This window comes from Amycolatopsis sp. NBC_00348 (assembly GCF_036114655.1).
Taxonomy (GTDB): Bacteria; Actinomycetota; Actinomycetes; order Mycobacteriales; family Pseudonocardiaceae; genus Amycolatopsis.
The window spans coordinates 4,448,207-4,473,125 of record NZ_CP107994.1; the positions used below are offsets into that span (position 1 = coordinate 4,448,207).

A 24,919-nucleotide genomic window follows, 5' to 3' on the forward strand; every position below is an offset into this window, starting at 1 on the left:
AATCCGCCATGACGCTTTCCCGACGCACCTTCCTGACCGCGGCCGGTCTGGCCGCCGTAGCCGCTCCGCTCGCCGCGTGCGCCACCGGTTCGGCCGGCGGCGCCACCCAGGGCAAGGTCCGGCTGACCTACAGCACGATCTCGCTGCCCAAGGCCCGCGGCGTGCTGGAGAAGACGCTCAAGGACCAGGGCCTCACGGTCGAGTGGGTCGGGCCGTTCCCCAACCACGCGCCGACGCTGCAGGCCGTCGTCGGCGGCACCGCGGACTTCAGCTTCGGCGGCAGCACCACCCCCGCCGACCAGGCGATCCTCTCCGGCGCCGACCTCGTCTACGTCGCCTGGGCGGCGTCCACCCCGCGCACCACGGCGATCGTCGCCGGGGCGAACACGGGGATCCGGAAGGTCACGGACCTCGTCGGCAAGACCGTCGCGGTCAACAAAGCCGGGCTCGGCGAGTTCCTTCTTGTTGCCGCGCTGGAGAAGTACCAAGTGCCACGCGAGTCCGTGAAGGTCACCTACCTCAACCCACCCGAGGCGTCCGCCGCGTTCGGCGCCGGGAAGATCGACGCCTGGGCCATCTGGCAGGGCTTCCGCGAGATCGCCGAGGTGCAGTACGGCGCCAAGGCCATCTTCGTCGACGGCGACGAGCTGGACTTCCAGATCGACTTCACCAGCTACCTCGTCCGCCGCGAGTACGCCGAGCAGAACGCCGACACCATCCGCAAGGTGATCAAGGCGTTCCAAGCCGACCAGGACTGGCAGAACCAGAACTACAAGCAGTCCCTGGACATCGGCAACGCCGTCTCCCACTATCCGCAGGCGGTGCTGGACAAGATGGCGTCGCACAACGTCCAGACGAAGCTGAAGTTCGTCGACGACGACGGCATCGCGCAGCTGCAGCGCGGCGCGGACTGGCTGACCCAGCGCAAGATCCTCACCGGCCCGATCACCGTCGCCGACCACTCGGCGAAGCTGTGAGCACCGCCGTGCGCGTGCGCGCGCTGACCAAGAGCTTCGGCGACCGGACCGTCCTCAACGGACTCGACCTCGACATCGCGCCCGGCGAGTTCGTCGCCCTGATCGGCGAAAGCGGCTGCGGCAAGACGACGTTGCTGCGGCTGCTGGCCGGGCTCGACGAGCCCGACGGCGGCGACCTGGCCGCCCCGCCCGAGCGGGCGGTGGTGTTCCAGGAGCACCGGCTGCTGCCGTGGCGGCCGGTGTGGCAGAACGTCGCGGTCGGCCTCCCCCGCGCCGGGGCGCGTGACGCCGCGACCCGGGCGCTGGCCGAGGTCGGCCTGACCGGCCACGCCGACGCCTGGCCCGCGACGCTGTCCGGCGGTGAGGCCCAGCGCGTCGCCCTCGCCAGGGCGCTGGTCCGCGAGCCGCGCCTGCTGCTGCTCGACGAGCCGTTCGCCGCCCTCGACGCGCTGACCCGGATCAAGATGCACGCCTTGGTCCGGCGCCTGGTCGAGCACCACCGCCCGGCCGTCCTGCTGGTCACCCACGACGTCGACGAGGCGATCCTGCTGGCCGACCGCGTCGTCGCGCTGCGCGAAGGCCGGCTCGCCGCCGAACACCGCGTCGCCTTCGACGGCGAACGCAACCGCCGCAACCCCGAGTTCGAGCAGCTGCGCTACCGGCTGCTCGCCGAGCTCGGCGTCGCCGCCGACGCCGAGCTGGCGGAGTCGCGATGAGCGGCGACCTCGATCTCGCCGCCGACGTGCTCGTCGTCGGCGGGGGCCTCGCCGCGACCTGGACCGCCTTGGCCGCGGCCCAGGCCGGCGGGGCCGTCGTCCTCGCGGACAAGGGGTACTGCGGCACCAGCGGCGTCACCGCCACGGCCGGGGTGACGCACTGGTTCGTGCCGCCGGAGCGCCACGAAGAGGCGGTCGCGCAACGGCACGCGCACGCCGGCGGCCTCGCGGATCCCGAACAGGCGTTGCGGGTCCTGCGCACCACCTGGGAGCGGCTGCCCACATTGGACAAGTACTACCCGTTCCCGGTGCGCGACGGGCAGCCCGACCGGACCAACAACGTGCGCGGCCCGGAGTACCTGCGCGCGATGCGCGGGCTGATCCACCGGGCGGGCGTCCGGATCCTCGACCACCACCCGGCGCTGGAACTGCTGCTGCGCCCGGACGGCTCGGCGGGCGGCGCGGCCGGGGTACGCCGTCAGGCCGGGGGCTCCTGGCGCGTCCGCGCGGGCGCGGTGGTGCTGGCCACCGGCGGGACGGCGTTCCGCTCGAACCTGCTCGGCTCGCGCGGCAACACCGGCGACGGGCACCTGATGGCCGTCGAGGCCGGGGCGCGCCTCTCGGGTCTGGAGTTCTCGAACTACTACACCCTCGCCCCGGCGTACTCGACGATGGCGCGGTCGATGTCGTACCTCTTCGGGACCTACACCGACGTCGACGGCGCGGAGATCGCGCTGCCGCCGGGCCCGGACCGCAACCGCGTCCTCGGCGCGGCCCTGCTGCGCGGGCCGGTGTTCACGACGCTGGACCGGACGCCGGAGTGGGTGCGCCGGAAGATGCCGGTGGTGCAGCCGAACTTCCTGCTGCCCTTCGCCCGGCGCGGCATCGACCCCTACACCGACCGGTTCGAGGTCACGCTGCTCGGCGAAGGCACGATCCGCGGCGTCGGCGGCCTGGTCGTCACCGGCCCGGACTGCACCACCGACGTGCCCGGGCTGTTCGCGGCGGGCGACGTCGCGAGCCGGGTGCCGGTGGTCGGCGCGATCTCCGGCGGCGGCTCGCCGAACTCCGCGTGGGCCGTGTCGTCGGGCACCTGGGCCGGGCGGGCCGCGGTCCGGCACGCCCGGTCGGCGGGCTCCGCGCCACTGCACGCGGTGGGCCGCGCGGGGATCCGCCCGAGCGGCCGGACGGCCACCGTGGACACCGCCGGCGTGGTCGACGTCGTGCGCGAGGAGCTGAACGCTTACAACAAGAACATGTTCCGGGACGCGCCGGGTCTCCGTGCCTCTTTGTCCACATTGGATCCCTTGTGGACGATCGTCGAGGGCGGCCTGACCGGAACCGGCCGCGACGCCGTCACGGCCCGCGAAACCGCGTCGCTGGTGGCCATGGGCCGCTGGGTCAAGAAGGCGGCCCTGCGCCGGCCCGAGACCCGGGGCATGCACTGGCGCACCGACGATCCCGCTTGGAAGGAGGCCGTCGCGTGATCGAACTGGTCCTCGCCGACCGGTGCATCGACTGCGACAAGTGCGTGCAGGTCTGCCCGACCGACGTCTTCGACGCCGTCCCCGACGCACCACCCGTCATCGCCCGCCAGACCGACTGCCAGACGTGCTTCCTGTGCGAGCTGTACTGCCCGGTCGACGCGCTGTTCGTCGACCCCGACTGCCGGACGCCGGTGTCGGCGGACGAAGAAGCCGTCCGGGGCACGGACTGGCCCGCCCAGTACCGGCGCGACTCCGGCTGGGGCCGGGCGCGCCGCACCCACCCGAACGAGAGCTGGCGGATGGGCGACATCTTCGCCACCGCCCGCGCCTTAGGACAGGAGACCCCGTGAGCGTCGAATTCATCGGCTACGCCGCCGGCCGCCAGGCCAGCGAGATCGTCGCGCCCGAGGGCCCGATCATCCAGCCCGGCTACCTGCGCGAGGTCGCCCGCGCCCACGAGGCGGCCGGTTTCGACCGCGTGCTGATCGCCCAGTCCGCCAGCAGCCCGGACGGGTTCGTGCTCGCCGACCAGGTGCTGGCCGCCACCGAGCGGCTCGGCGTGCTGCTGGCCCACCGGCCCGGCTTCGTCGCGCCCACCCAGCTGGCCCGCAAGTTCGCCACGCTCGACGCGTTCCACCCCGGCCGGATCGCCCTGCACGTGATCACCGGCGGCGACGACGCCGACCAGGCCCGCGACGGCGACTTCACCGACAAGCCCACCCGCTACCGCCGCACCGACGACTTCCTGTCCGTGGTGCGGAAGACGTGGGACTCGGCCGAGCCGTTCGACCACGAAGGCGAGTTCTACCAGGTCCGCGGCGCGCGTTCGGACGTCCGCCCGGACGCCGGCATCCCGGTCTACTTCGGCGGCGCGTCGGGCGACGCCATCCGCGTCGGCGCGAAGCACGCCGACGTCTACGCCTTCTGGGGCGAGCCCCTGGCCGGGATCGCCCAGCGCATCGAAGAGGTGCGGACCGCCGCCGCGCCGCACGGGCGCACCCCGGCGTTCAGCGTCAGCCTCCGCCCGATCCCGGCGGCGACCGAAGCCGAGGCCTGGGACCGGGCCCGCGACATCCTGCGGCTCACCCAGGACCGGGTGGGCGAGTTCAAGGGCGTCCGCGACTCCACCGCCGCCGTCGGCTCGCAGCGGCTGCTCGAAGCCGCGGCGACCGGCGAGGTCCACGACGAACGGCTCTGGACGGCGGTGGCCAAGACGACCGGCGCGGCCGGGAACTCCACCGCGCTGGTCGGCAGCTACGAGCAGGTCGCGGACTCGCTGCTGGACTACCTCCGCCTCGGCGTCGGCACGCTGCTGATCCGCGGGTTCTCGCCACTGGCCGACGCGCGGGACTACGGCACGCTCGTGCGGTTGGTCCGCGAGCGCGCCGACGCCGTTACCGTCGGGGCATGAGGCCGAGCACGTCGCACTGGGGCGCGTTCTCCGCCGACGTCGAGAACGGCCGGCTGCGGGTGGTCCCGCACCCGGCCGACCCGGCGCCGTCACCGCTGCTGGGCAACCTGGCCGCGGCGCTGGACCACCCGACCCGCGTCGCCCGGCCCGCGGTGCGCCGCGGCTGGCTGGCGGACGGTCCCGGGCCCGATGAGCGGCGCGGGCGGGACGAGTTCGTCGAGGTGCCGTGGGACGAGGTCCTCGACCGGCTCGCCGCCGAGCTCGACCGCGTCCGGGGCGAGCACGGCAACCAGGCGATCTTCGGCGGCTCGTACGGCTGGGCCAGCGCCGGGCGGTTCCACCACGCGCAGAGCCAGCTGCACCGGTTCCTCACCACGATCGGCGGCTACACGTCGTCCCGCGAGAGCTACAGCAACGGGACGTCGACGGTGCTGCTGCCGCACGTCGTCGGTGACGCGCACGCCGTGCTGCGCCAGGCGTCGAGCTGGCCGACGATCGCCGAGCACACCGAGCTGATCGTGGCGTTCGGCGGGGTTCCGGAGAAGAACGTGTTCGTCACGCCCGGCGGCGTCACCGAGCACGGGACGCCCGGGCACCTCGCCCGGCTGGGCGCCCGGGTCGCGCTCGTGAGCCCGTTGCGCGACGACCTGCCGTCCACAGTGGACGCCCGCTGGTACCCGGTCCGGCCGGCGACCGACACGGCGTTGATGCTGGGTCTCGCGCACACGTTGGTCGTGGAAGGCCTGCACGACCGCGACTTCCTGGCCCGGTACTGCGTCGGGTACGCGACCTTCGAACGGTACCTGCTGGACACCGGCAAGGACGCGCGCTGGGCGAGCGGGATCACCGGGATCCCCGCCGCCGACATCGTCGCGCTCGCCCGGGAGATGGCCGCGCACCGGACGCTCGTCACGGTGACGTGGTCGCTGCAGCGCATCGAACACGGCGAGCAGCCGGTGTGGGCGGGGATCACCCTGGCCGCGATGCTCGGGCAGATCGGCCTGCCGGGCGGCGGGTTCGGCCACGGTTACGGCTCGATGGGCGACGTCGGCGACACCGGCCCGGAGGTCCGGACGCCGTACCTGCCCCGGGGCGTCAACCCGGTGAAGGAGTTCATCCCGGTCGCCCGGATCGCGGACCTGCTGCTGCACCCCGGTGCGGCCTACGACTACAACGGCGATGTCCGGCGGTACCCGGACACCCGGCTCGTCTACTGGGCGGGCGGCAACCCGTTCCACCACCACCAGGACCTCAACCGGCTGCGGCGCGCGTTCACCCGGCCGGACACGGTGGTGGTGCACGAACCGTTCTGGACGGCCACCGCCCGCCACGCCGACGTCGTCCTGCCGGTCACGACGACCCTGGAGCGCGAGGACCTGGGGTCCGGGCGCCGGGACACGCACCTGATCGCGATGCACCGGATCGCCGAGCCCGCCGGGCAAGCGCGTGACGACTACGCGATCTTCGCGGGTCTCGCGGCCCGGCTCGGCGTCGCCGCTTCCTTCACCGAAGGACGCTCGCCGCGGGAATGGCTGGAACACCTCTACGAGAGCTGGCGGCTTTCTTCCGGTGCGCCGCCGTTCGCCGAGTTCTGGTCGGCCGGCGAACTGCGGCTCCCGCCGGGGCCGACGCACCACACGCTGCTGGCGAACTTCCGCGCCGACCCGCTCGCCCACCCGCTGAAGACCCCCAGCGGCCGGATCGAGATCACGTCGGCCGTCGTGGCCGGCTTCGGGTACGACGACTGCCCCGGGCACCCGGTCTGGTTGCCACCACGGGAATCCGGGCCGCTGTGCTTGATCGCGAACCAGCCGCGCACGCGCCTGCACAGCCAGCTCGACGGCGGCGACGTCAGCCGCGCGGGCAAGGTGGCGGGCCGCGAGGCGATCCGCCTCAACCCGTCCGACGCCGAGGCGCGCGGCATCGCCACGGGCGACGTGGTCCGGGTGTTCAACAAGCGCGGCGCGTGCCTGGCGGGCGCGGTCCTGGACGACGCCCTGCGCCCGGGCGTGGTCCAGCTCCCGACAGGAGCGTGGTTCGACCCGGTCGAGAACCACCCCACGGGCCCGTTGTGCGCCCACGGCAACCCGAACGTCCTGACGGCGGACATACCGTCGTCCCGGCTGTCGCAGGGCTGCGCGGGCCAGCACGCGGCGGTGGAGGTCGAGCGGTTCGAGGGCCCGGTCCCGGAGGTCACGGCGCTGCAGCCACCACACTTCACACCACGATGACCTCCGCGGAGCTGTCGAAGCGGTAGCCGACCCCGCGGACCGTCGTGATCGGGGCCGGCTCCGGCTCGAACTTGTGGCGCAGCTTGCGGACGTGGACGTCCACCGTGCGCTCGCCGCCGTGGTGGGGGGCGCCCCAGACCTCCGTCAGCAGCGTGCGGCGGCTGAACACCACGTCCGGGTGGCGGCCCAGGAACAGCAGCAGCTCGAACTCCAGCCGCGTCAGCTCCAGCGCTGTCCCACGGACCAGGACCCGTCGCGAGCCCGCCTCGATCCGGACGGCCGGGCGGCGCGTCGCCAGGTCCACCACCTGCGCGTCCGGGCGCTCGTCGAACCGGACGCCGAGAGTGTCCTCAAAGGACTCCAGCAGCCGCGCGGTGAGGCCGGCCGCGTGCCCCGGGTCGATGCGGATCCGGACGGCCACGGTCAGCTCGACCGCCGGCCGGGCTTCGTCGGTCCGGACTTCGTCCGTCCACGCTGTCATGCGGGCATTCTGGACACCCGCCCCCGCGTCCGGCCAGCGCGTCCAGGGAGCGGAACACGAACGGATCAGGCCAACACGGCCTCGGCGACCCCGCGGAGGGTGCCGATCGGGTCGTCGCCGAGGGGGTAGATGCCGACGTGGTCCGCGCCCGCGTCCAGGTGCGCGCGCACGCCCGCGACGATCGTGGCGGGCCCGCCGTGCAGGACGAGCGCGTCGATCAGGCGGTCGCTGCCGTGGCCGGCGAAGTCGTCGTCGGTGAAGCCGAGCCGCCGGAGGTTGGCGACGTAGTTGGTGACCACCAGCGCCGTCCCCGGCGGGGCGGAGCGGGCAGTCGCGCGGGCGCGGTCGACGTCGTCGTCCAGCAGCACGAAGTGCCCGGGCAGCACCAGCTTCCCCGCGCCGAGGGCGGCCCGGGCCCGCCGGGTGTGCTCGGTGGTGATCATGCACGGGACGGTCCCGGCGGCGCGCTCACCGGCCAGGCGCAGCATCTTCGGGCCGAGCGCGGCCAGCACCACCTGGTCGGCCGGTACGCCGGCCGCGGTCAAGGTGTCCACATAGGACGCCAGTTTCTCGTATGGCGACGCGTATCCGGTGTCGACCTCGCGGTGCCCGATGCCCACGCCGAGCAGGAACCGGTCGGGGTGCCGAGCCACGATCCGGTGATAGGACGCGGCGACGGTCTCCGCGTCAGCGGTCCAGACGTTCACCACGCTCGTCCCGACGGCCAGCCGGGTGGTCGCGTCGAGCAGCTCCTCCACCAGTTTCAGGTCGGCCGGCGGCGACGCGTCCAGCCACAGCGTGCCGTAACCGGCCTCCTCCAGTTCGGCGGCCCGTTCCGGGGACACCTCGTGCTCGCGCAGGTGGGCGCCGAGCAAACCCAGGTCGATACTCATGGGACGACTTCAGCACCACGCCCCGCGGCGAACCAGGTCCAGTGCGCACGCGCAGCGATAAGGTGGCCTTATCGTCGCAGGTGGGAGGACCAGTGGAACTGAGGGCGTTGCGGTACTTCGTCACCGTCGCCGACGAGCTGCACTTCGGCCGGGCCGCCGAGCGGCTGCACATCGCGCAGCCCGCGGTCAGCCAGCAGATCGCCCGGCTGGAACGCGAGCTGGGCGTCCGGCTGTTCGACCGCTCGCCGCGCCGGGTCCAGCTCACCGCGGCCGGCCGCCGCGTGCTCGACGCGGCGCGGGCCGCCCTCGCGGCCGCCGACCAGGTCCGGCTCGCCGCCACGACGTCCGCGGGCACGATGCGCATCGGCACGGCCGCCGGGTTCACGACGCGGCTGGAACGCGGCATCGACGCGTTGCGCGAGGCCGGCTCGCCGTTCGACGTCGTGCTCGTCGACCTGCCGCTCGACGCCCGCCTGAACGCGCTGCGGCAGGGTGAACTGGACGTCGCGCTGGCCCGGGGCGTGCTCTCGGCCCCCGGGCTCAAGGTGCTGCCGACCTGGACGGAACCGCTGTTCGCGGTCGTGTCCCGGCAGCACCCGGCCGCGGACCGGACGGTCGTCGGCATCACCGAACTGGCCGAGAGCGTCCTGCGGCTCCCGTCGCGACAGCACGACCCGCCGCTGCACGACGCCCTCACCGCCGCGCTGCGCGAGGCCGGCGTGAGCCCCCGGCTCGGCCGGCCGGTGGGCACGACCCAGGACACGATCGTCGAGGTCGGCTCCGACCCGGGCAGCTGGGCGGTGCTGCCCGCCGGGCAGGTCGCCGAGATCGGCTCGACCCGCGTCAGCGCGATCCCGCTCAAGCCGGCCATGACGATCACCGGCAGCGTCGTCATCCCCGCCGACCTCCCGACCGAGTGCGCCGCAGCCCACGTCGAGGCCTTCCGCGACGCGGTGACGACCTGACGCCTTTCGCGTCGCCGCCGTCCGGGTGCCGGGCCGGTCACGGCCTCGGGGCGCCGGCCACCGGTCGTTCCCGGCCACCCGCCCCGGCCCGATCGTCCTGGTCGGCCACTCCGCGGCGGCGCGGTGATCATGAACGCCTCGACCGGCAAGGCGCTCGGCTCCATCGCGACTTACGTTTCGGTGCAAGGGGAATCAGCCGACTCCCGTTCCGGTACACCGGGAGCATGGCCGCGTCGCAGCGCCCGGTAGCCGTGCCCGCACCCGGCGAGCTGCCCGGTGCCCCGGCTTGGCGGACGATCCCTGGTACCTGATCGCCCGACCCGGGGCTCAACGCCCTGAAGGGCACCCCCAGGGACCACACGTCCCTGAGGGTGCCCTTCAGGACATCCCAACCCCAGCCGCGCGCGCCCGGCGCGTCTTCAGGAAGGTTCGTTCCGTTTCGTTGGTGGCCAAGGAGATCGCCGCGTCGTAGGCCGCGATCGCCTCCGGCGTGCGGCCGAGGCGGGCGAGCAGGTCCGCGCGGGTGGCGGGCAGCAGGTGGTAGCCCGGCAGGTCCAGCTCGTCGATCATGGCGAGGGCCAGTGCCGGGCCGTGGACCTCGGCGACGGCGACCGCGCGGTTGAGCGCCACGATCGGTGTCGGCGTGTGCTGCAGCAGCTGGTCGTAGAGCGCCAGCACCTGCGTCCAGTCGGTGGCCGGGCCGTCCGTGTGCACGGCGTTGATCGCGGCCTGGATCTGGTACGGCCCCGGCTGGTTACGGCGCAGGCACCGGCGCACCAGGTCGTGCCCCTCGGCGATCAGCTCGTGGTTCCACCGCGAGCGGTCCTGCTCCGCGAGCACCACCAGCTCCCCCGCCGGCCCCACCCGCGCCGGCCGGCGGGCTTCGGTGAGCAGGAGCAGCGCCAGCAGCCCGATCACCTCGGGCTCGTCCGGCATCAGGCCGGCGAGCGCCCGCGTCAGCCGGACGGCCTCCAGGCACAGGTCCGTCCGCAGCAGCTCCCCCGACGTCGAGGTGTACCCCTCGTTGAACACCAGGTACAGCACGGTGAGCACCGAGCCCAGCCGCTCGGGCAGCTCCGCGGCGCCGGGTACCCGGTACGGGATGCCGGCGTCGCGGATCTTCTTCTTGGCTCGCACGATCCGCTGCGCGACGGTCGCCTCCGGCACCAGGTAGGCCCGCGCGATCTCCGCCACCTCCAGCCCGCCGAGCAGGCGCAGCGTGAGCGCGGTCCGCGCGAGCGGCGACACCGCCGGGTGGCAGCAGGTGAAGATCAGGCGGAGCTGGTCGTCACGCACGGGTCCGGCCTCCTCCGGCTCGTCGGGCTGGTGCAGCAGCAGGGCCTGCGCGTGGCGGGCCTCCCGGGTGGACTCCCGGCGCAGGCGGTCGATCGCGCGGTGGCGGGCGGTGGTCACGATCCACGCACCGGGGTTGGCCGGCGGCGCCTCGGCCCACTTCACGGCGGCGACGGCGAACGCGTCCTGGACGGCCTCCTCGGCGAGCCCGATGTCCCCGAGCAGCCGCGTCAACGTGGCCACGCACCGGCCGTACTCGGCCCGGTAGACGCTGTCGAGGTCCATCCGCGCTCAGTCCTGCGAGAAGTCGTCGAACGGGCGCACCTCGATCGGCTGCCCGCAGGCGAGCGCGCACTTCCCGGCCCAGGCCAGCGCCTGGTCGAGGTCGGCGCACCGGATCACCCAGAACCCGCCGAGCTGTTCCTTCGTCTCGGCGAACGGGCCGTCGGTGATCGTGGTCGTGCCGCCGGCGGGGCGGACGACGGTCGAGGCGTGCGAGGGCTTCAGCCCGCCGACGAAGACCCACACCCCGGCGGCCTTCATGTCGTCGACGACTCGGCCGGTCCGCGCCATCTGCGTCCGGGTCTCTTCTTCGGTCTCCGGCACGCTTTCGTCGAGCTGGACGGCGAGCAGGTACTGCGTCATGGCGAAACTCCTAAACGGACACGCGGTGGGCGAGGTCGGCCAGGTGGTGCAGCGAGTCGATGAGGTGTGCGGGACCGAACGGCGGGAACCGGATGCCGCGCTCCCGGACGAACCGCGGCACCCCCGACCAGTCGTAGGTGAGCGTGACCTCGGTGCCGGCCGGGCCGCGCGGCGTCAGGTCGTAGCGCCAGATCCAGCCGCCGTACTCCACCTCGCCGTCGCCCCTGGCGGACCCGGTGAGCCAGCCGATGGCGCGCGGCGCGTCGAGCACCGCGACCTTGTTGACGACCTGGTAGTCGCCGTCCGGGTGGCCGGAGTGGTGCATGTCCATCCGGAAGATCTGCCCCACCGCGGTCAACGGCGCCTGTTCGACGGGCTCCCGGACCCAGCCGGTGCCGTCGATCGCGGCGTGGGCCGCGGGGTCCGCCAGCACGGCGAACACCGTCGCGGCGGGCTCGGCGATCGTCAAGGTGGCACTCACGCTTTCGTGGTTCACGGCGGTCACGCCCGCGCGGCGGGGGTGCGGCGGGCGACGGCCGGGATGACGATCGCGGCGGCGACCACGTGGGCCAGCATCAGCAGCACCTTCGTGCTCGCCGGCGCGTCCGCGAGCACGTCCGGGACCAGCGACAGCGCGGTGAGCGCGAGCGTGGTGCGGAGGAACACCGCACGCGGGTGGCGCACCGTGCGGGCCAGCACCAGGGCGAGCAGCACGCCCACCGTGGAGAAGACGGCGGTCAGCACGGCGAACCCGGTCACCGGGATCGGCGCACCGGCGACCACGGCGCCGATGCCGGCGAACTCGGCCGCCGCGGCCAGGAGCGACGTCGCCGCGGTGGCGGCGGCCACGGCGGTCAGACCGCCGGTGAGCAGGGACTTCGCGGGAGTGACGGTGATGACGGACATCGCGGGCCTCCGGTGTGGGGGCGACCGGCCCGGTGCCGGTCTCTCACTGGGGCGACGAACGACCGCGGCCCCATTCGACATCGCCGCGAAAAGAAATCTACTTCGGGCGCAGGGCGTCGACGACGAGGTCGAGCAGCCGCCCGATCCGCTCCGGGTCGCGGTCCTCCACCGTGGACAGGAAGATCCCGAGCACGATCAGCGTGAAGTCTTCGGGGTCGGCGTCGGCGCGGAAGACGCCGGCCGCCGCCCCGGCGGTGAGGATCGTGCCGATCGCGCCGGTGATGCGCTTGCGCGTCACCGGGGTGGCGATGCGCCCGGACGCCACCCCGGCGCGGAAGACGTCGCCCATGCCGCGCTTGGTCTGGAAGAAGGCGGCGTAGCGGTCCAGCCAGGCGCGCAGGGCGGCCTCGGGCGGGAGCTTGCCGAGCAGCGCCGGGGCGCTGGTGGCGACGTCGTCGAGCTCGGCGGCGTAGACGGCTTCGACGAGGGCTTCGCGGGTCGGGAAGTGCCGGTAGAGCGTGCCGATCCCGACGCCGGCCTCGCGGGCGATCGCTTCGAGCGCGACGGGGCCGTCGGCGCCGGCGAAAGCGGCCTGCGCGACGGCGACGAGCTTCTCGCGGTTGCGGCGCGCGTCGGAGCGGACCGGGCGGTCGGCGGCGGCCGGATCGGGTGACGACAAAACGGAGGCACCTCCGGTTGTGCTACGGTCGACTTAACGGAGGTTCCTCCGCTTCGCCATCATCGCACGACTGACGGGATGCCCATGCCCCCCATCGCCACCACCGCTCCGCTCGCCGGCCGCACCGTCAACCGCGTCGGGTACGGGGCGATGCAGCTCGAACGCCTGCGTGACGACCGCGACGCGGCCGTCACGCTCCTGCGCCACGCGATCGACCTCGGCGTGAACCACCTCGACACCGCCGAGTTCTACGGCAACGCCTTCGTCAACGGCGTCATCCGCGACGCGCTCCGGCCCGGGGACGACGTGCTGGTCGTCAGCAAGGTCGGCGCCGACCCCAACCCCGGCGGGCCGATCCGGCTCCGCCCCGCGCAGCGCCCCCACGAGCTGCGCGCGAGCGTCGAGGACAACCTCAGGACCCTCGGCACCGAGCAGATCGGCGTCGTGAACCTGCGCCGCCTGGACACCCGGCCCGGCCTGAAGGCCGAAGGCGACCAGCTGGTCGACCTCGACGACCAGCTCGAGGTCATGACGGCGCTGCGCGACGAAGGCAAGATCGGCGCGATCGGGCTCAGCAGCGTGACCCTGGAGATCCTGCACCGGGCGCTCCCGGCGGGCATCGCCTGCGTGCAGAACGCCTACAGCCTGGTGAGCCGCGAGGACGAGGACATGCTCGAGCTCTGCCTCGCCGAGGACATCGCCTGGGTGCCGTTCTTCCCGCTCGGCGGCGCGTTCCCGGGCCTGCCGAAGGTGACCGACGAGCCGGCCGTGCACACCGTCGCGGAGTCCCTCGGCGCCACGGCGTCGCAGATCGGGCTGGCCTGGCTGCTGCACCACGCGCCGAACGTCCACCTCATCCCCGGCACCGCGACGGCCGGGCACCTCGAGGAGAACGTCGCCGCCGGTTCGATCGGGTTCGACGACGCGACGCTCGCCATCCTCGACGCCGTCCCGTCGCGCTCCCAGGACATGGCGCTCGGCTGAGCCGTCGGTATGTCCGGAGTGCCGGGCCCGACCGCGGCGTGAGATGCTCCTCTCGCTGGAAGGCCTTAGGCGAGAGGCGGAGCGGGTGACCACCTGGACCGATGTGATCAACTTTGTCCGGACGCGGTACGAAGTCCTGGAGGAGCAAGGCGACTGGCTGCGGTTCCGCCTCGCCGGGCCGCAGGACCGGACGCAGCAGGCGACGGTGCACCACCTGCCCGAGCTGGACGGCGGCGCGTGGGTCGAGATCTCCTCGCCGGTCGGCTGGGCCGACAAGATCGACCTGCGGCAGCTGCTGGAGCTGGCCGGGGCCGCGGCCGCCGGCGGCGCGGCGGTCGTGGACGGGGTCGCGCTGCTCAAGCACACGCTGCCCCTGGAGGACCTCAGCATCGAGCTCGAGTTCGAGCGTCCCCTCAAGACGCTCGTCGCCCGGGCGGACGCCTTCGAGCACGAGCTGACCAAAGCGGACGAGTTCTGATCCCGCGCTGGTAGGCGGCCGTGGCCGGGGTCAGCCGGCCAGGCCGCCGATCAGGAGGTCCACGACGCCGCGTGCCAGTGCGTGGATCTCCTCGGCCGGCTGGCCCTCGATCCGCCGGAACCACGTGTCGACGGCGTTGAGGTTGCTCAGCAGGGTCCGCGTGGCCAGTGACGCGTCGACCGCGCGCAGGGAGCCGTCGGCGAGGCCGGCCTCCACCACCTTCCGGAACAGCTGCTCGTAGTCGCTGCGCAGCTGGTTCAGCTCCTGCAGCGCCTCGACCTGGCGCGCCTTCAGCGCGGTCGCCACCTGGCCGCGCACCGCCTGGTGGACGACGTGGTGGTAGGCCAGGTCCTGCATCAGGTTGACCACGTGCGCCTCCGACATCGCCACGAGCCGGTCGCGGCCCGTGCCGTCGCCGTGGGCGAGCACCTCGATCCGCTCGCGCACGCGCCCCATCGCCTCCTCGTAGACGGCGAGGAAGATGTCGAACTTCGACCGGAAGTGGTAGTACACCAGGCCTTTGGTCGCACCCACGTCGCGCGCGATGTCGTCGATCGTGGCGTTGGCGAACCCGGTCGCCATGAAGGCCTCCGCCGCGGCGTCGAGGATCCTGCTCCGCGCACCGGGTTCGACGTCGGGGCTCGCGCTCACCTGGTCGTCCTCCTCGTTCTTCAGGTGTCCCATCATCCCATGTCCGGCCCGGGCTGTTGACACCAACACGCGCCGAACCCTACCGTGATACTCCGTAGTATTGCAGGTCAGACGGTATCAGCGTGAGAAGTCACCTGAAAGGCGTCCAATGACGAACGCACGAGACCTCCTGCACGAACTCGCCACCAAGAAGGCCGTGACCCGGCTGCTGCCGGTGCTCGGCCTCGCCTACTTCATGTCTTATGTGGACCGGACGAACGTCGCGCTCGCCAAGACCTCGCTCGCGGCCGACATCGGCCTCAGCGCGGCCGCCTACGGGCTCGGCGCCGGCCTGTTCTTCATCAGCTACGCGCTGCTCGAGGTGCCGAGCAACCTGATCCTCTACCGCGTCGGCGCGCGCCTGTGGATCACGCGCATCGCGATCACCTGGGGCATCGTCTCCGCCGCGATGATGTTCGTGGGCGACGACGTCTCGTTCTACATCCTGCGGTTGCTGCTCGGCGCCGCCGAGGCGGGCCTGTTCCCGGCGATGATGTACATGGTCACGCAGTGGTTCTCGCAGAAGCACCGCGTCACGATCGTCGGCCTGATCTACGTCGCGCCCTGCGTCGCGGTCATCATCGGCTCCCCCGTCGGCGGCGCGCTGATGGAACTGCAGGGCGTCGCCGGACTGCGCGGCTGGCAGTGGATGTTCCTCGTCGAAGGCCTGGTCACCGTCCTCATCGGCATCGTCGTCTGGTTCGCGCTGCCCAGCCGGCCCACGGACGCGAAGTGGCTCACGGCGGAGGAAGCGGCCATGCTCTCGGAGCGGGCCGTCGGCGACACCGCGGCGTCGCCGACGCGGGTGCGCGGGAACCTGCGCCGGGCGTTCGGCCACCCGACCGTGCTGCTGCTCGGCGCGATCTACCTGATCAACCAGTCGATCGGCGGCGGGATCGGCTTCAATTTCCCCGCCTACATCCAGTCGCTCGGCCTGCAGAGCCCGTTCCTGATCGGCCTCGTGGCGGGCAGCGGCGGCATCTCGGGGCTGGCCGGGGTGCTGTTCTTCCCCTGGTTCAAGCGCCGGTACGGCCACGAGGTGACGCTCATCGGGATCTGCGCCGGCGCCGTGCTGCTGGTCCTCGTGGGCTTCCTCGTGTCGCGGAACCCGGTGTGGAGCATCAGCTTGCTCTTCATCTCGAACTTCTTCGCCTTCGGCACGCTGCCGCTGTTCTGGTCGGTCGCGATGTCACGCCTGTCCGGCCTGATGGCCGCGGCCGGGCTCGCGTTCATCAACATGCTCGGGATCACCGGCGGCTTCGTCGGGCCGTACGTCTACGGCCTCATCGAAGGCTCCACGGACAGCCTCGTCGCGCCCTACTACGTGTTCGCCGCCGCGGCCTGCGTCGCCGTCGCCCTGGTGCCGGTGCTGGGCATGTCGATCCGGCGCGCCGCGGTGCAGGACCGGGCCGTCACGGCGCGCGAAGGGCAGCCGGTCCAGTGAGGTATGTGCTGGTGCTGGTGCTGGTGCTGCTGGCCTGCCTGGCCGCCGCACCGGCGGAGGCGAGCGGGCGGATCCGGTACGTGGCGCTCGGCGACTCGTCGGCCGCGGGTCCCTTGATCCCGGACCAGATCGACGCGACGTGCTTGCGCTCCAACAGGAACTGGCCGCACGTCCTGGCCGGCCGGCTGGGCGCGACGCTCACCGACGTGACGTGCTCCGGCGCGACGACCGCCGACCTCAGCGGGCGGCAGGCCGGGATCGTCGCACCGCAGTTCGACGCGCTGCGCCGGGACACCGACCTCGTCACGCTCGCGATCGCCGCCAACGACATCGTCCTCAGCTCGGCGTTCGTGACGTGCGCGAGCCCGGACGGGCCCGTCGTCCCATCGTGCCGGGACCAGTACACCACCGGCGGCGTCGACCAGTTCCAGGCGCGGATCGCCGCCACCGCACCGAAAGTTGCCGCCGCGCTGGCCGAGATCCACCGCCGCTCCCCCGCCGCCCGCGTGGTGGTCGTCGGCTACCTGACCTACTGGCAACCGGGTGGCTGCTACCCGGCCGACCCGTACACCGCCGCCGACGCGAACTACATCCAGGCGACGTTCGACCGGCTGATGGTGATGCTGGCCGGCCAGGCGGCCCGTACCAAGGCGTCCTATGTGGACATCCGGAACCCGAGTGCCCGGCACGGTTTGTGCGCGGCACCCGCGACCCGGTGGCTGGAAGGCGCGGTGCCGGCGTCCCCGGCGTACCCGTACCACCCGAACGCCGCGGGCATGGCCGCGGCGGCCGCGATCATCGCGGCCGCCGGGGTCGCCCGCTAGGAGGTGAGCAGGCCGCGGATCCGGTCGTACTCCGCGGCCATCTCGGGGGTGGCCAGCATGTCGTCCAGATCGGCGGAGACCTGGAAGTCGACGTCCTCGATCGAGCGGATCGCCAGTTCGTAGAGCTCGCCGCGCCGGCCGCCCTGGAGGTAGCTGTTCCAGTGCATCAGGGCGGTCAGCGCGGCGACGATCCCGCGGTCGAGGTCGTCGTCGACCAGGATCCCCGCGTCGATCCGTTCGATCAGGGCCCCCAGCTCACCGGCGTCGACGGTCAGGATCGACGCGCGGGCGGCGGCCAGCGCGGCCCAGGCGTCTTCGCTGAGTTCGTCCGGTACGGCGTCTTCCACGGCTTCTTCCCGGAGCAGCCGGGTGATCGTCGCGGCGCCGAACGCCGCGGCGCTCTCGTCGCTCGCCGCGATGACGAGGTTCAGGATCGCCGTTTCCAGTTCCGGGTATTTCACCCGCCGGACCCTATCCGGTCCCCTTCCGCGACCGCCGCCGGCCGGGCGGCCCGACGGCGCTCCACCGCCAAGCCCACCACGGCCAGCGCGAACCCGATCGCGCTCACCACGACGCCGGCCCACGCCGTCGCGCGGTAGCCCAGGCCGACCGCGATGACCACGCTGCCCAGCGCCGCGCCGATGCTGTTGGCCGCGTTGAACGCCGACTGGTTGAGCGCCGCCCCCATCAGCTGGGCGCCCGGCGCCACCGCGATCAGCCGCGCCTGCAGGACCGGGCCCAGGAACAGGATCGTCCCGCCGATCAGGAAGGCGCCGGTGAACAGCCCGAACGCCGAGCCGGCGGTCAGTCCGAAGTAGACGTTCGCGACGATCACCGCGCCGAAGCCCGCCACCATGGCCCGGTGCAGGTTGCGGTCGGCGGACCAGCCGCCCAGGACGTTGCCGACGGTCATGCCCAGCCCGACGGCGACCAGGACCCAGGCGACCGACCCGGACGACAGCCCGGTGACCGACGTCGTGATCGGCGCGAGATAGCTGTCCACCGCGAAGAACCCGGCGATCCCGATCGACGCGGTCGCCACGACCAGCCACACCTGGGGCCGTCGCAACGCCCGCAGCTCGTCGGCCGGCGACCCGCCCGAGGCCGGCGCGTCCGGCACCGTGAGCGCCACGGCCAGCAGCGCGAGCAGGAACACCCCGGCGATGACCAGGTACGCCGTCCGCCAGCCGACGGCCTGCCCCAGCCGCGTGATCACCGGGACGCCGGCCACGTTGGCGACGGTCAGCCCGCTCAGCACCACCGCGAACCCCCGGCCCTCACTGCCGGGCCCCATCAGCGACGCCGCCAGCAGCCCGGCCGCCCCGAAGTACGCGCCGTGCGGCAGCCCGGCGGCGAACCGGGCCGCCAGGACCAGCCCGAACGTCGAGGCCAGCGCGGACGCCGCGGTGCCGAGCACGAACAGCACCAGCAACCCGAGCACCAGGCGTTTGCGCCCCAGCCGCGCGGTGATCGTGGCGATCAGCGGCGCGCCGACGACCACGCCCAGCGCGTACGCGGTGATCATCCAGCCGGCGTGCGCGACGGCGTCCGGTTCGGACCGGGCGTACTCGGCCCCGAGCACGCTGCGCGCGATGTCCGGCAGCAACCCGGCCGGCACGAACTCGGTCAGCCCGATCGCGACCGAGCCGAGGGCCAGTGCGAGCAGCGCGGCCCAGCGGCGCCGGCGGGTGAGATCCTCCATTCCGGCGACTTTAGCAACGCTGTTGCGTTAGTTCCAGACACCGGCGGTAAGGTGACGCGGTGCACCTGGCTTTCCTGCGGGACTACCACGAGGCCCTGGTGATCGCGCTGGCGCGGACCTTGCCCACCCTCGAGCGGGGCACGGTCGCCGAGGTCACCGGGCTGACCCCGCAGGCGGTGTCGAAGGTGCTGGCGCGCCTGGTCGAGGAGGGCCTGCTCGCCCCGGCCGGCGTGCGGCGGCCGGCGCTGGGCAAGCCGGCCGCGGTCTACCGGCTCGTCCCCGAAAGCCGCTGGGCGATCGGCGCGCAGGTCACCCGCCGCGAGCTGCGCCTGGCCCTGACGGACCTGGCCGGCACCGTCCGCGCGTCCGCCACGACCCCGCTGCCGGACGACTTCACCCCGGAGCAGCTGCTGGTCCGGCTCGCCGCCGGCGTCACGACGATGATCGCCGAACACCGCCTGAGCGCGCCCGAGCCGGCCGCCGGCGCGGACCCGGCCCGGATCCTGGCGGGTGTCGGCGTCGGCATGATCGGGCCGCTCGACCAGTCGAGCGGCACCGTCCGCGGCGCGCACCGGCTGCGGCACTGGCGCGACGTCCCGCTGGCCGAGCTCGCCGAGCGCGAGCTGGGCCTGCCGGTGGTGGTGGACAAGGACGTCACGGCCGGCGTCACCGCCGAAGCCTGGCGCCGCGGCCCCGCCTTCCGCGACGCCGCCCTGGTGGTGGTCGACGCCGGGGTCGGGGCCGGCCTGTGGCTGCGCGGCGCCGCCCACCGCGGCGCGCACACCAACGCCAGCGAGTTCGGCCACACGGTCGTCCAGCTCGACGGGCCGCGGTGCGCGTGCGGCCGGCACGGCTGCCTGGAAGCCGTCCACGAACGGGCCGCCGACCCCGCCGCGGCCGCCGCCGTGCTCGCGACCGGCGTGGTGAACCTGCTGCAGACGCTCGACCTGGGCCACATCGTCCTCGGCGGCGCCGACCTGCTCCGCCACGGCGACGTCTACCGGGACGCCGTCGAGCACGCGGTGCGCACCCAGCTCCCCGGCGCGGACTGGCTCACCGTGGAAGTCAGCTTGACGACGCTGGGCACCGACGTGGTCGCGGCCGGCGCGGCCATGCAGGTGCTCAACACCCGCTACGGCCTGCCCGACCCCGCGGGCCTGCAGCCGCTCACCGGCCGGCCGGCCTGACCGGCGACCACCGGCCGAGCCACTGCTGGGCGCCGTACGCCTCGTACGTCTCCACCTCGGTGAACCCCAGTTTCGCCGCGAGCCGCATCGAGGCGACGTTGGCGGTCTGGGTGCGCAGCGCCACCGTTTCACCGGGACGAGCGCCGGCGAACCAGTCCAGCGCCGCCGCGCACGCCTCGGTGGCGTACCCACGGCCCCACGCGTCCGGCAGGAACAGGTAGCCGAGCTCGGTCTCCGCGTCGTGCGGGTCGAGCGTGATCATGCCGATCATCGCACCGTCGAGGTCGGCCACGAAGAGGCCGAAGCGCCGCCCGGGCACCGCGGCCACCGTGCGCTCCAGCTCGTCGCGTGGCTGCGCGCCGCCGATGTAGGTGCCGACCTCGGGCGAGGCGAACAGCTCGACGAACGCCGCGCGGTCCCGGGCTTCGGACTCGCGCAGCACGAGCCGCTCGGTCCTGATCGGGGCCGGGGGCCAGGGTCCGGGCTCGGTCATGGCGGCAACCTATCGCGCGGGCCGGACCGGCCCGGCCACACTGGGCTCATGGAGTACGTCGGCCAGGTGCCCGCCCCGCCGCTCGACCGGTTCGTCGACGACGTCTACTACCAGACCGGCGTGCCGGGCCACCGGCTGATGACCGTCCCGCCGATGCCGTCGGCGCACCTGTTCCTCAACCTGGGCGCGCCCGTCCGGCTGTACGACTCCGACCCTTCGGTGCCGCCGGCGGTGTTCGCCGACGGGTGGTTCATGGGGATGTGGACCCGGCGCTTCCGCGTCGAGTTCCCCGCGCGGGTGCGGCTCGTGGGGGTGCACTTCAAGCCGTGGGGGCTGTCGCCGTTCGTCGGCGTGCCGGCCAGTGAGCTGCGGGACCGGTGGGTGCCGGTCGACGCCGTCTGGCACCGGTCCCTCGACCGGATCCGCGACCGGCTCGGGGAGCTCGCGTCGGCCGGCGAGACGCTGCGGGTGGTCGAGGAGGAGCTGCGCGCCCGGCTCGCCGAGGCGCCGGCGCGCGGTCTCGACCTGGTCCGGCACACCGGCGGACGGCTGGCGACCTCCTACGGCGCGGTCCCGGTCGGCGCGCTGACCGAGGCCGCCGGGGTGAGCGGCAACCACCTGGCCGCGCAGTTCAAGGCCCACGTCGGGATCACCCCGAAACGGGTGGCGCGGATCTACCGCTTCGCGCGGCTGATCCTCTCGGTGGACGCGCTGGGCCCGGCCGGCTGGGCGGATCTCGCGCACCGCGTCGGCTACTTCGACCAGGCGCACTTCGGCAAGGAGTTCAAGGACTTCACCGGCCACACCCCGACGGAGTTCCTGGCCCTGCGGCGCCGGTTCCCCGCCGAAGGGCCGTTCCCGCCGATGCCCGCCGAGTGATTTTTTACAAGCGCGGCCCGGCCCGGGACGCCAAGATCGGGGCGAGACGACCCGAGGAGGGCCCGTGGGCACGGTGATCATGCAGAACGTGGTGTCGGTGGACGGCTTCATCGCCGACGAGCACGACGACGTCGGCCCGCTGCACGAGTGGTACTTCTCCGGCGACACCCCGATCACCGAGACGCCACCCGACGAGGAGTTCGACCATTCCGGGACGGGCGACGGCTTCCGGGTCTCGAGCGCGTCGGCGCCCTACGTCCGGGCGATGTGGGAGAGCATCGGCGTGATCGTCATGGGCCGCACGCTGTTCGACCTGGTGAACGGCTGGGAGGGGAAGCCGCCGGCGGGTGAGCACGTGGTCGTGGTCTCCCACCGGCCCAAGCCGGCGGGCTGGCACCCCGAGGCGTCCTACCACTTCGCCGACGGCGCGAAGGCGGCGATCGCCAAGGCCCAGGAGCTGGCCGGGGACCGGACGATCGCGGTGAACGCGGGCGAGGCGGGCAGCCGGATCTTCGCCGCCGGTCTGGTGGACGAAGTGGCGATGGACGTCGTGCCGGTGGTGTTCGGGTCGGGCAAACGCTTCTTCGCCGGCATCGAGGGGCAGCAGTTGCTCGAGGACCCGCACGTCGTCATCCAGGGCGACCGGGTGCTGCACCTGAAGTTCAAGGTGCGCCGCTCACCAGCCGGCGGGGCGTAGGTGGGGCAACGACTTCGGCCGGTCCAGGTCGAGCCGGGCGGCGATGTCCGCGGCGGCCCGCTCGTGGTCCCGCGCCGCTGACGGGTCGTCGCCGGTGCGGGCGAGTTCGGCGTGGGCCTGGGCTCGTTCGTGAAGGTGCTCGCCTCGGACCACGATCGTGAACTGCTCGACGGCCTCGGTTCCGTGGCCCAGCGCGAGAAGGGTCCGGCCCAGTTCGATCCGGGCGTAGGCCTGGAGGCGGACGTCGTCGTCGAGCATGGTCACCGCGGCGCGCTGCGGCTCCAGGGCGTCGTGGACGCGGCCCGCCGCGCGGTGGGCCGTGCCGATGAGCACCAGGGCCTCGGCTTCGCCTTCCCGGTCGGCGATCCGCTGCCGCAGGTCACAGGCCTGGCGGAGGTGGCCGAGAGCCTCTTCGCCGTCGCCGAGCGCGATGAGGCACCGGGCCAGCGCGGTGAGCACGTGGTCGTTGGGGCTGAACCGGCCCAGCTCTTCGCAGCCCGCGTAAGCCGTGCGCAGGAAGGCCAGCGCCGGCTCGTAGTCGCCGTTCAGCCAGCGGACGACGCCGCGGGTCCAGCACGTGATGATCCGCGCGTCGATGCCGAGCGGGGACAGGCGCGCGAGGCCGGCCAGCCCGTCGGCCGCCGCCTGCGCGTGCCGCGCCGCCGGCTCGTGGTCGCCGCGTTGCAGGTGCATCAAGCCGAGCAGGGCGAGGGTGTGCGCGTGGGACTCGGTGTTCTCCGGCTGCTTCGCCGACGCCGTCAGCAGGTCGAAGGCCCGCGAGGTGTGGCCGGCGGACCAGTGGGCCAGCGCCAGCAGCGTGCTCAGCAGGCCTTCGCCGCCCTCGGCCGTCTCCTGCGCCGCGGCCAGGCTCTGCTCCAGCAGCTCGATCGGGTCGCCGCCGAGGTCGCGCTCCAGGAAGTGCCAGAAGGAGATGGCCAGCTGCCAGGCGTGGGTGCCGTAGCCCTCGGCCGCGGCGCAGCGCGTCGCGGCCAGGAGGTTGCCGCGCTCGGCCAGCAGCCAGGCGTGCGCCGCCGCCGCTTCCGGGCCGCCGGCCTCGAAGCTGGCCGCGGCGTCGGTGACGGCCGCCAGGTAGTGGTCGAGCATCTTCCCGGTCATCCGCGGGTCGTCGGAGAGCCCGCGGGCGTACTGGCGCAGCAGGTCGTGCTGGCGGTACCGGCCGGGCACGGCCTCCTCGGCCAGGTGGACGTCGACCAGCCGCTGCAGGGCGTCGTCGGCCCGGCCCACCGGCGTGCCGGTCATCGCCGCGAGGACGGCGGTGTCCGCGTCGGCGCCGGGATGGCGGCCCAGCGCGTAGAAGAGCTGCTGGTCTTCCGGGGGCAGGTGCTCGTGGGACATCCGGAACGCCAGCGCCACCTCGCGGTCGGCGAACAGCTTCGGCAGCCGCCGGCGCGCGTCGGCCAGCTGCGCCGACAGGTACGCGATCGGCCAGGCGGTGCGGTGCGCGAGCCGGGCGCCGGACAGCCGCAGCGCGAGCGGCAGGCCCGCGCACAGGCGGACGATGCGCGCCACGGCCTCGGGTTCGGCGGCCGCCCGGTCGGTGCCCACCAGCCGGGCGAAGAACGCCGTGGCTTCTTCCTCCGGCAGGACGGCCAGGGAGATCGGCCGGGCGCCGGCGAGGTCCGGCAGCCGGGCCCGGCTCGTCACGATCACGAGGCCGGGACCGGCGGGCAGCAGCGCGGCCACCTGCGTCTCGTCCACGGCGTTGTCGAACACGACCAGCAGCCGCAGCGCCGCGGTCTTCGCCCGCCACTGCGCTTTGGCGTCGCCGGTCGCCGCGAGGCCCAGCTGGCCCAGCAGCACGTCCAGTGCCTCGTCCGCGGTCAGCGGCGTCTTCCCCGCGCTGTGCCCCTGCAGGTCCACGAAGACGACGCCGTCGGGAAAGCGGTCGGCCAGCAGGTGCCCGGCGTGAACGGCGAACGCCGTCTTGCCGACCCCGGCCATCCCGTCGACCGAGTAGACGGTGGCCCGGTCGCCGGTCGACGTCACCAGGCGGGCGAGCTCGGCGGCCCGCCCGGTGAAGTCCGGGAGATCGCGGGGCAGGCAGTTGCGGCGGGCCGGGTTCTTTCCTGCACTGGCAGGCGGACGCGCTTCGCGATCCCGCCCGAGCAGCCGCCGGTGCGTGTCCGTCAACGCGGCGGTCGGGTCGATGCCCAGGTCTTCGGACAGCCGGGCGCGGACCTCCCGGTAGTGCTGGAGGGCGTCGGCCGTCCGCCCGGCCCGGTGCAGGGCCGTCATGTACAGGCCGGCGATGCGCTCGTCGTACGGGTGCCCGGTGGCCAGGGCGGCGAGCCCGGCGACCAGCTCGGTGCCTTCGCCCAGCCGCAGCCGCGTCTCGGCCAGGTCGAGCTGCGCCGCCAGCCGGGCCCGCTCCAGCCGGTCGCGCTCGGCGTCGGCCCAGTCGCCGGTCAGGCCGGTCAGCGCCGGTCCCTGCCACAACGCCAGCGCTTCGGTGAGGGTCGAGACCACGCGCGCGTCGTCGCTGTCCGCACCGGCCCGCGCGCAGAGGTCCTGGAAGACGTACAAGTCGACCGGGAGCGGTGTGGCGTCGGCGATCAGCGCGTAGCCGCCGGACCGGCGGACGAGGCTCACCCCCGGCACCGCGCTCACGGCGCGGCGCAGCCGGGAGATGTAGCTGTGCACGGTTTCGCGGCCGCGCAACGGCACCGCGGCGCCCCACACCCGCTCGGCGAGCCGGTCGGTCGACACGACCCGGCCGCGCTCGACGACCAGCGCGGCCAGCACGCACCGCTGCCGCGGGTGCCCGAGGTCCACCGGAACGCCGTCGACGGACGCGGCCACCTCCCCCAACAACCGCAGCACCGCACTCACCTCCCCG

At 73.5% G+C, this 24,919-nt stretch carries 26 protein-coding genes; 14 read left to right on the top strand and 12 right to left on the bottom strand.

Features of this window, described 5'->3' with window-relative positions:
- Nucleotides 1–8: 8 nt before the first annotated feature.
- Genes OHS58_RS19380 through OHS58_RS19405 form a run of 6 tightly spaced genes read left to right on the top strand, consistent with a single transcriptional unit; the run spans nt 9 to nt 6,822 of the window.
- Nucleotides 9–977 (top strand): NrtA/SsuA/CpmA family ABC transporter substrate-binding protein, encoded by a 969-nt coding sequence (locus OHS58_RS19380; protein ID WP_326948399.1) that lies wholly within the window; start codon nt 9–11, stop codon nt 975–977.
- On the top strand, nt 974–1,693 hold the full coding sequence (locus OHS58_RS19385) for an ABC transporter ATP-binding protein (RefSeq protein WP_328649310.1): 720 nt from the start codon (nt 974–976) through the stop codon (nt 1,691–1,693). The genes OHS58_RS19380 and OHS58_RS19385 overlap by 4 nt, the downstream gene beginning before the upstream one ends.
- Nucleotides 1,690–3,180: an FAD-binding protein gene (locus OHS58_RS19390; protein WP_328649311.1), complete on the top strand. Its 1,491-nt coding sequence runs from the start codon at nt 1,690–1,692 to the stop codon at nt 3,178–3,180. Before OHS58_RS19385 ends, OHS58_RS19390 begins: the two co-directional genes overlap by 4 nt.
- On the top strand, nt 3,177–3,530 hold the full coding sequence (locus tag OHS58_RS19395; protein WP_328649312.1) for a ferredoxin family protein: 354 nt from the start codon (nt 3,177–3,179) through the stop codon (nt 3,528–3,530). Before OHS58_RS19390 ends, OHS58_RS19395 begins: the two co-directional genes overlap by 4 nt.
- Nucleotides 3,527–4,591 (top strand): LLM class flavin-dependent oxidoreductase, encoded by a 1,065-nt coding sequence (locus tag OHS58_RS19400; RefSeq protein WP_328649313.1) that lies wholly within the window; start codon nt 3,527–3,529, stop codon nt 4,589–4,591. The genes OHS58_RS19395 and OHS58_RS19400 overlap by 4 nt, the downstream gene beginning before the upstream one ends.
- Complete coding sequence (locus OHS58_RS19405) at nt 4,588–6,822, top strand: molybdopterin-dependent oxidoreductase (protein WP_328649314.1); 2,235 nt, start codon at nt 4,588–4,590, stop codon at nt 6,820–6,822. Before OHS58_RS19400 ends, OHS58_RS19405 begins: the two co-directional genes overlap by 4 nt.
- Here OHS58_RS19405 and OHS58_RS19410 read toward each other — a convergent pair.
- Both OHS58_RS19410 and OHS58_RS19415 read right to left on the bottom strand, forming a co-directional pair.
- Nucleotides 6,809–7,303 carry a winged helix-turn-helix domain-containing protein gene (locus OHS58_RS19410; protein ID WP_326954281.1) on the bottom strand — a complete coding sequence of 165 codons (495 nt, stop codon included), beginning with the start codon at nt 7,301–7,303 and terminating at the stop codon, nt 6,809–6,811. The genes OHS58_RS19405 and OHS58_RS19410 overlap by 14 nt on opposite strands.
- Before the next feature lie 65 nt (nt 7,304–7,368).
- Nucleotides 7,369–8,196, bottom strand: a complete 828-nt coding sequence (locus OHS58_RS19415; protein ID WP_328649315.1) for a TIGR03620 family F420-dependent LLM class oxidoreductase — start codon at nt 8,194–8,196, stop codon at nt 7,369–7,371.
- A gap of 92 nt (nt 8,197–8,288) precedes the next feature.
- Here OHS58_RS19415 and OHS58_RS19420 point away from each other — a divergent pair, with 92 nt between their 5' ends.
- The gene (locus OHS58_RS19420; RefSeq protein WP_328649316.1) at nt 8,289–9,161 is read left to right on the top strand and encodes a LysR family transcriptional regulator; all 873 of its coding nucleotides are present in this window, start codon (nt 8,289–8,291) and stop codon (nt 9,159–9,161) included.
- Between the two features lie 378 nt (nt 9,162–9,539).
- On the opposite strand, the gene OHS58_RS19425 is transcribed toward OHS58_RS19420, so the two are convergent.
- From OHS58_RS19425 to OHS58_RS19445, 5 genes are all read right to left on the bottom strand, one after another.
- Entirely contained in the window at nt 9,540–10,739 is a 1,200-nt protein-coding gene (locus tag OHS58_RS19425; RefSeq protein ID WP_328649317.1) for an RNA polymerase sigma factor, read from the bottom strand.
- 6 nt (nt 10,740–10,745) lie between these two features.
- Nucleotides 10,746–11,099 (bottom strand): YciI family protein, encoded by a 354-nt coding sequence (locus OHS58_RS19430; RefSeq protein WP_328649318.1) that lies wholly within the window; start codon nt 11,097–11,099, stop codon nt 10,746–10,748.
- A gap of 10 nt (nt 11,100–11,109) precedes the next feature.
- Complete coding sequence (locus OHS58_RS19435) at nt 11,110–11,580, bottom strand: polyketide cyclase (protein ID WP_328649319.1); 471 nt, start codon at nt 11,578–11,580, stop codon at nt 11,110–11,112.
- 20 nt (nt 11,581–11,600) lie between these two features.
- Nucleotides 11,601–12,005 (bottom strand): DUF6069 family protein, encoded by a 405-nt coding sequence (locus OHS58_RS19440; protein ID WP_326948387.1) that lies wholly within the window; start codon nt 12,003–12,005, stop codon nt 11,601–11,603.
- A 97-nt stretch (nt 12,006–12,102) separates the two neighbouring features.
- Complete coding sequence (locus OHS58_RS19445; protein WP_326948386.1) at nt 12,103–12,684, bottom strand: TetR/AcrR family transcriptional regulator; 582 nt, start codon at nt 12,682–12,684, stop codon at nt 12,103–12,105.
- Nucleotides 12,685–12,762: 78 nt separating this feature from the next.
- Between OHS58_RS19445 and OHS58_RS19450 the strand changes: the two genes are divergently transcribed.
- Nucleotides 12,763–13,668: an aldo/keto reductase gene (locus tag OHS58_RS19450; RefSeq protein ID WP_328649320.1), complete on the top strand. Its 906-nt coding sequence runs from the start codon at nt 12,763–12,765 to the stop codon at nt 13,666–13,668.
- A gap of 85 nt (nt 13,669–13,753) precedes the next feature.
- Nucleotides 13,754–14,146, top strand: coding sequence for a hypothetical protein (locus OHS58_RS19455; RefSeq protein ID WP_326948384.1), 393 nt, complete (start codon nt 13,754–13,756; stop codon nt 14,144–14,146).
- Between the two features lie 30 nt (nt 14,147–14,176).
- Here OHS58_RS19455 and OHS58_RS19460 read toward each other — a convergent pair whose 3' ends face one another.
- Nucleotides 14,177–14,833, bottom strand: a complete 657-nt coding sequence (locus OHS58_RS19460; protein ID WP_328649321.1) for a TetR/AcrR family transcriptional regulator — start codon at nt 14,831–14,833, stop codon at nt 14,177–14,179.
- Between the two features lie 112 nt (nt 14,834–14,945).
- Here OHS58_RS19460 and OHS58_RS19465 point away from each other — a divergent pair, with 112 nt between their 5' ends.
- Complete coding sequence (locus OHS58_RS19465; protein ID WP_328649322.1) at nt 14,946–16,280, top strand: MFS transporter; 1,335 nt, start codon at nt 14,946–14,948, stop codon at nt 16,278–16,280.
- On the top strand, nt 16,277–17,104 hold the full coding sequence (locus OHS58_RS19470) for an SGNH/GDSL hydrolase family protein (RefSeq protein WP_328649323.1): 828 nt from the start codon (nt 16,277–16,279) through the stop codon (nt 17,102–17,104). Before OHS58_RS19465 ends, OHS58_RS19470 begins: the two co-directional genes overlap by 4 nt.
- Here the strand turns inward: OHS58_RS19470 and OHS58_RS19475 are convergent.
- On the bottom strand, nt 17,101–17,565 hold the full coding sequence (locus OHS58_RS19475) for a hypothetical protein (RefSeq protein ID WP_328649324.1): 465 nt from the start codon (nt 17,563–17,565) through the stop codon (nt 17,101–17,103). The genes OHS58_RS19470 and OHS58_RS19475 overlap by 4 nt on opposite strands.
- Nucleotides 17,562–18,806, bottom strand: coding sequence for an MFS transporter (locus tag OHS58_RS19480; RefSeq protein ID WP_328649325.1), 1,245 nt, complete (start codon nt 18,804–18,806; stop codon nt 17,562–17,564). The genes OHS58_RS19475 and OHS58_RS19480 overlap by 4 nt, the downstream gene beginning before the upstream one ends.
- A 59-nt stretch (nt 18,807–18,865) precedes the next feature.
- On the opposite strand from OHS58_RS19480, the gene OHS58_RS19485 reads away from it, so the two are divergent.
- Complete coding sequence (locus tag OHS58_RS19485) at nt 18,866–19,993, top strand: ROK family transcriptional regulator (protein ID WP_328649326.1); 1,128 nt, start codon at nt 18,866–18,868, stop codon at nt 19,991–19,993.
- Here OHS58_RS19485 and OHS58_RS19490 read toward each other — a convergent pair.
- On the bottom strand, nt 19,974–20,486 hold the full coding sequence (locus tag OHS58_RS19490; protein ID WP_328649327.1) for a GNAT family N-acetyltransferase: 513 nt from the start codon (nt 20,484–20,486) through the stop codon (nt 19,974–19,976). The genes OHS58_RS19485 and OHS58_RS19490 overlap by 20 nt on opposite strands.
- A gap of 48 nt (nt 20,487–20,534) precedes the next feature.
- Between OHS58_RS19490 and OHS58_RS19495 the strand changes: the two genes are divergently transcribed.
- Complete coding sequence (locus OHS58_RS19495; RefSeq protein WP_328649328.1) at nt 20,535–21,365, top strand: helix-turn-helix domain-containing protein; 831 nt, start codon at nt 20,535–20,537, stop codon at nt 21,363–21,365.
- A gap of 64 nt (nt 21,366–21,429) precedes the next feature.
- Nucleotides 21,430–22,062 carry a dihydrofolate reductase family protein gene (locus OHS58_RS19500; RefSeq protein ID WP_328649329.1) on the top strand — a complete coding sequence of 211 codons (633 nt, stop codon included), beginning with the start codon at nt 21,430–21,432 and terminating at the stop codon, nt 22,060–22,062.
- Here the strand turns inward: OHS58_RS19500 and OHS58_RS19505 are convergent.
- Nucleotides 22,042–24,903 (bottom strand): AfsR/SARP family transcriptional regulator, encoded by a 2,862-nt coding sequence (locus tag OHS58_RS19505; RefSeq protein ID WP_328649330.1) that lies wholly within the window; start codon nt 24,901–24,903, stop codon nt 22,042–22,044. The genes OHS58_RS19500 and OHS58_RS19505 overlap by 21 nt on opposite strands.
- Nucleotides 24,904–24,919 lie beyond the last annotated feature (16 nt).

Coding starts and splice junctions, on each gene's coding strand:
- OHS58_RS19380 (WP_326948399.1), top strand. CDS start 9: ATGACGCTTTCCCGACGCACCTTCCTGACCGCGGCCGGTCTGGCCGCC.
- OHS58_RS19390 (WP_328649311.1), top strand. CDS start 1,690: ATGAGCGGCGACCTCGATCTCGCCGCCGACGTGCTCGTCGTCGGCGGG.
- OHS58_RS19405 (WP_328649314.1), top strand. CDS start 4,588: ATGAGGCCGAGCACGTCGCACTGGGGCGCGTTCTCCGCCGACGTCGAG.
- OHS58_RS19410 (WP_326954281.1), bottom strand. CDS start 7,303: ATGACAGCGTGGACGGACGAAGTCCGGACCGACGAAGCCCGGCCGGCG.
- OHS58_RS19415 (WP_328649315.1), bottom strand. CDS start 8,196: ATGAGTATCGACCTGGGTTTGCTCGGCGCCCACCTGCGCGAGCACGAG.
- OHS58_RS19425 (WP_328649317.1), bottom strand. CDS start 10,739: ATGGACCTCGACAGCGTCTACCGGGCCGAGTACGGCCGGTGCGTGGCC.
- OHS58_RS19430 (WP_328649318.1), bottom strand. CDS start 11,099: ATGACGCAGTACCTGCTCGCCGTCCAGCTCGACGAAAGCGTGCCGGAG.
- OHS58_RS19440 (WP_326948387.1), bottom strand. CDS start 12,005: ATGTCCGTCATCACCGTCACTCCCGCGAAGTCCCTGCTCACCGGCGGT.
- OHS58_RS19450 (WP_328649320.1), top strand. CDS start 12,763: ATGCCCATGCCCCCCATCGCCACCACCGCTCCGCTCGCCGGCCGCACC.
- OHS58_RS19460 (WP_328649321.1), bottom strand. CDS start 14,833: ATGATGGGACACCTGAAGAACGAGGAGGACGACCAGGTGAGCGCGAGC.
- OHS58_RS19465 (WP_328649322.1), top strand. CDS start 14,946: ATGACGAACGCACGAGACCTCCTGCACGAACTCGCCACCAAGAAGGCC.
- OHS58_RS19480 (WP_328649325.1), bottom strand. CDS start 18,806: ATGGAGGATCTCACCCGCCGGCGCCGCTGGGCCGCGCTGCTCGCACTG.
- OHS58_RS19490 (WP_328649327.1), bottom strand. CDS start 20,486: ATGACCGAGCCCGGACCCTGGCCCCCGGCCCCGATCAGGACCGAGCGG.
- OHS58_RS19495 (WP_328649328.1), top strand. CDS start 20,535: ATGGAGTACGTCGGCCAGGTGCCCGCCCCGCCGCTCGACCGGTTCGTC.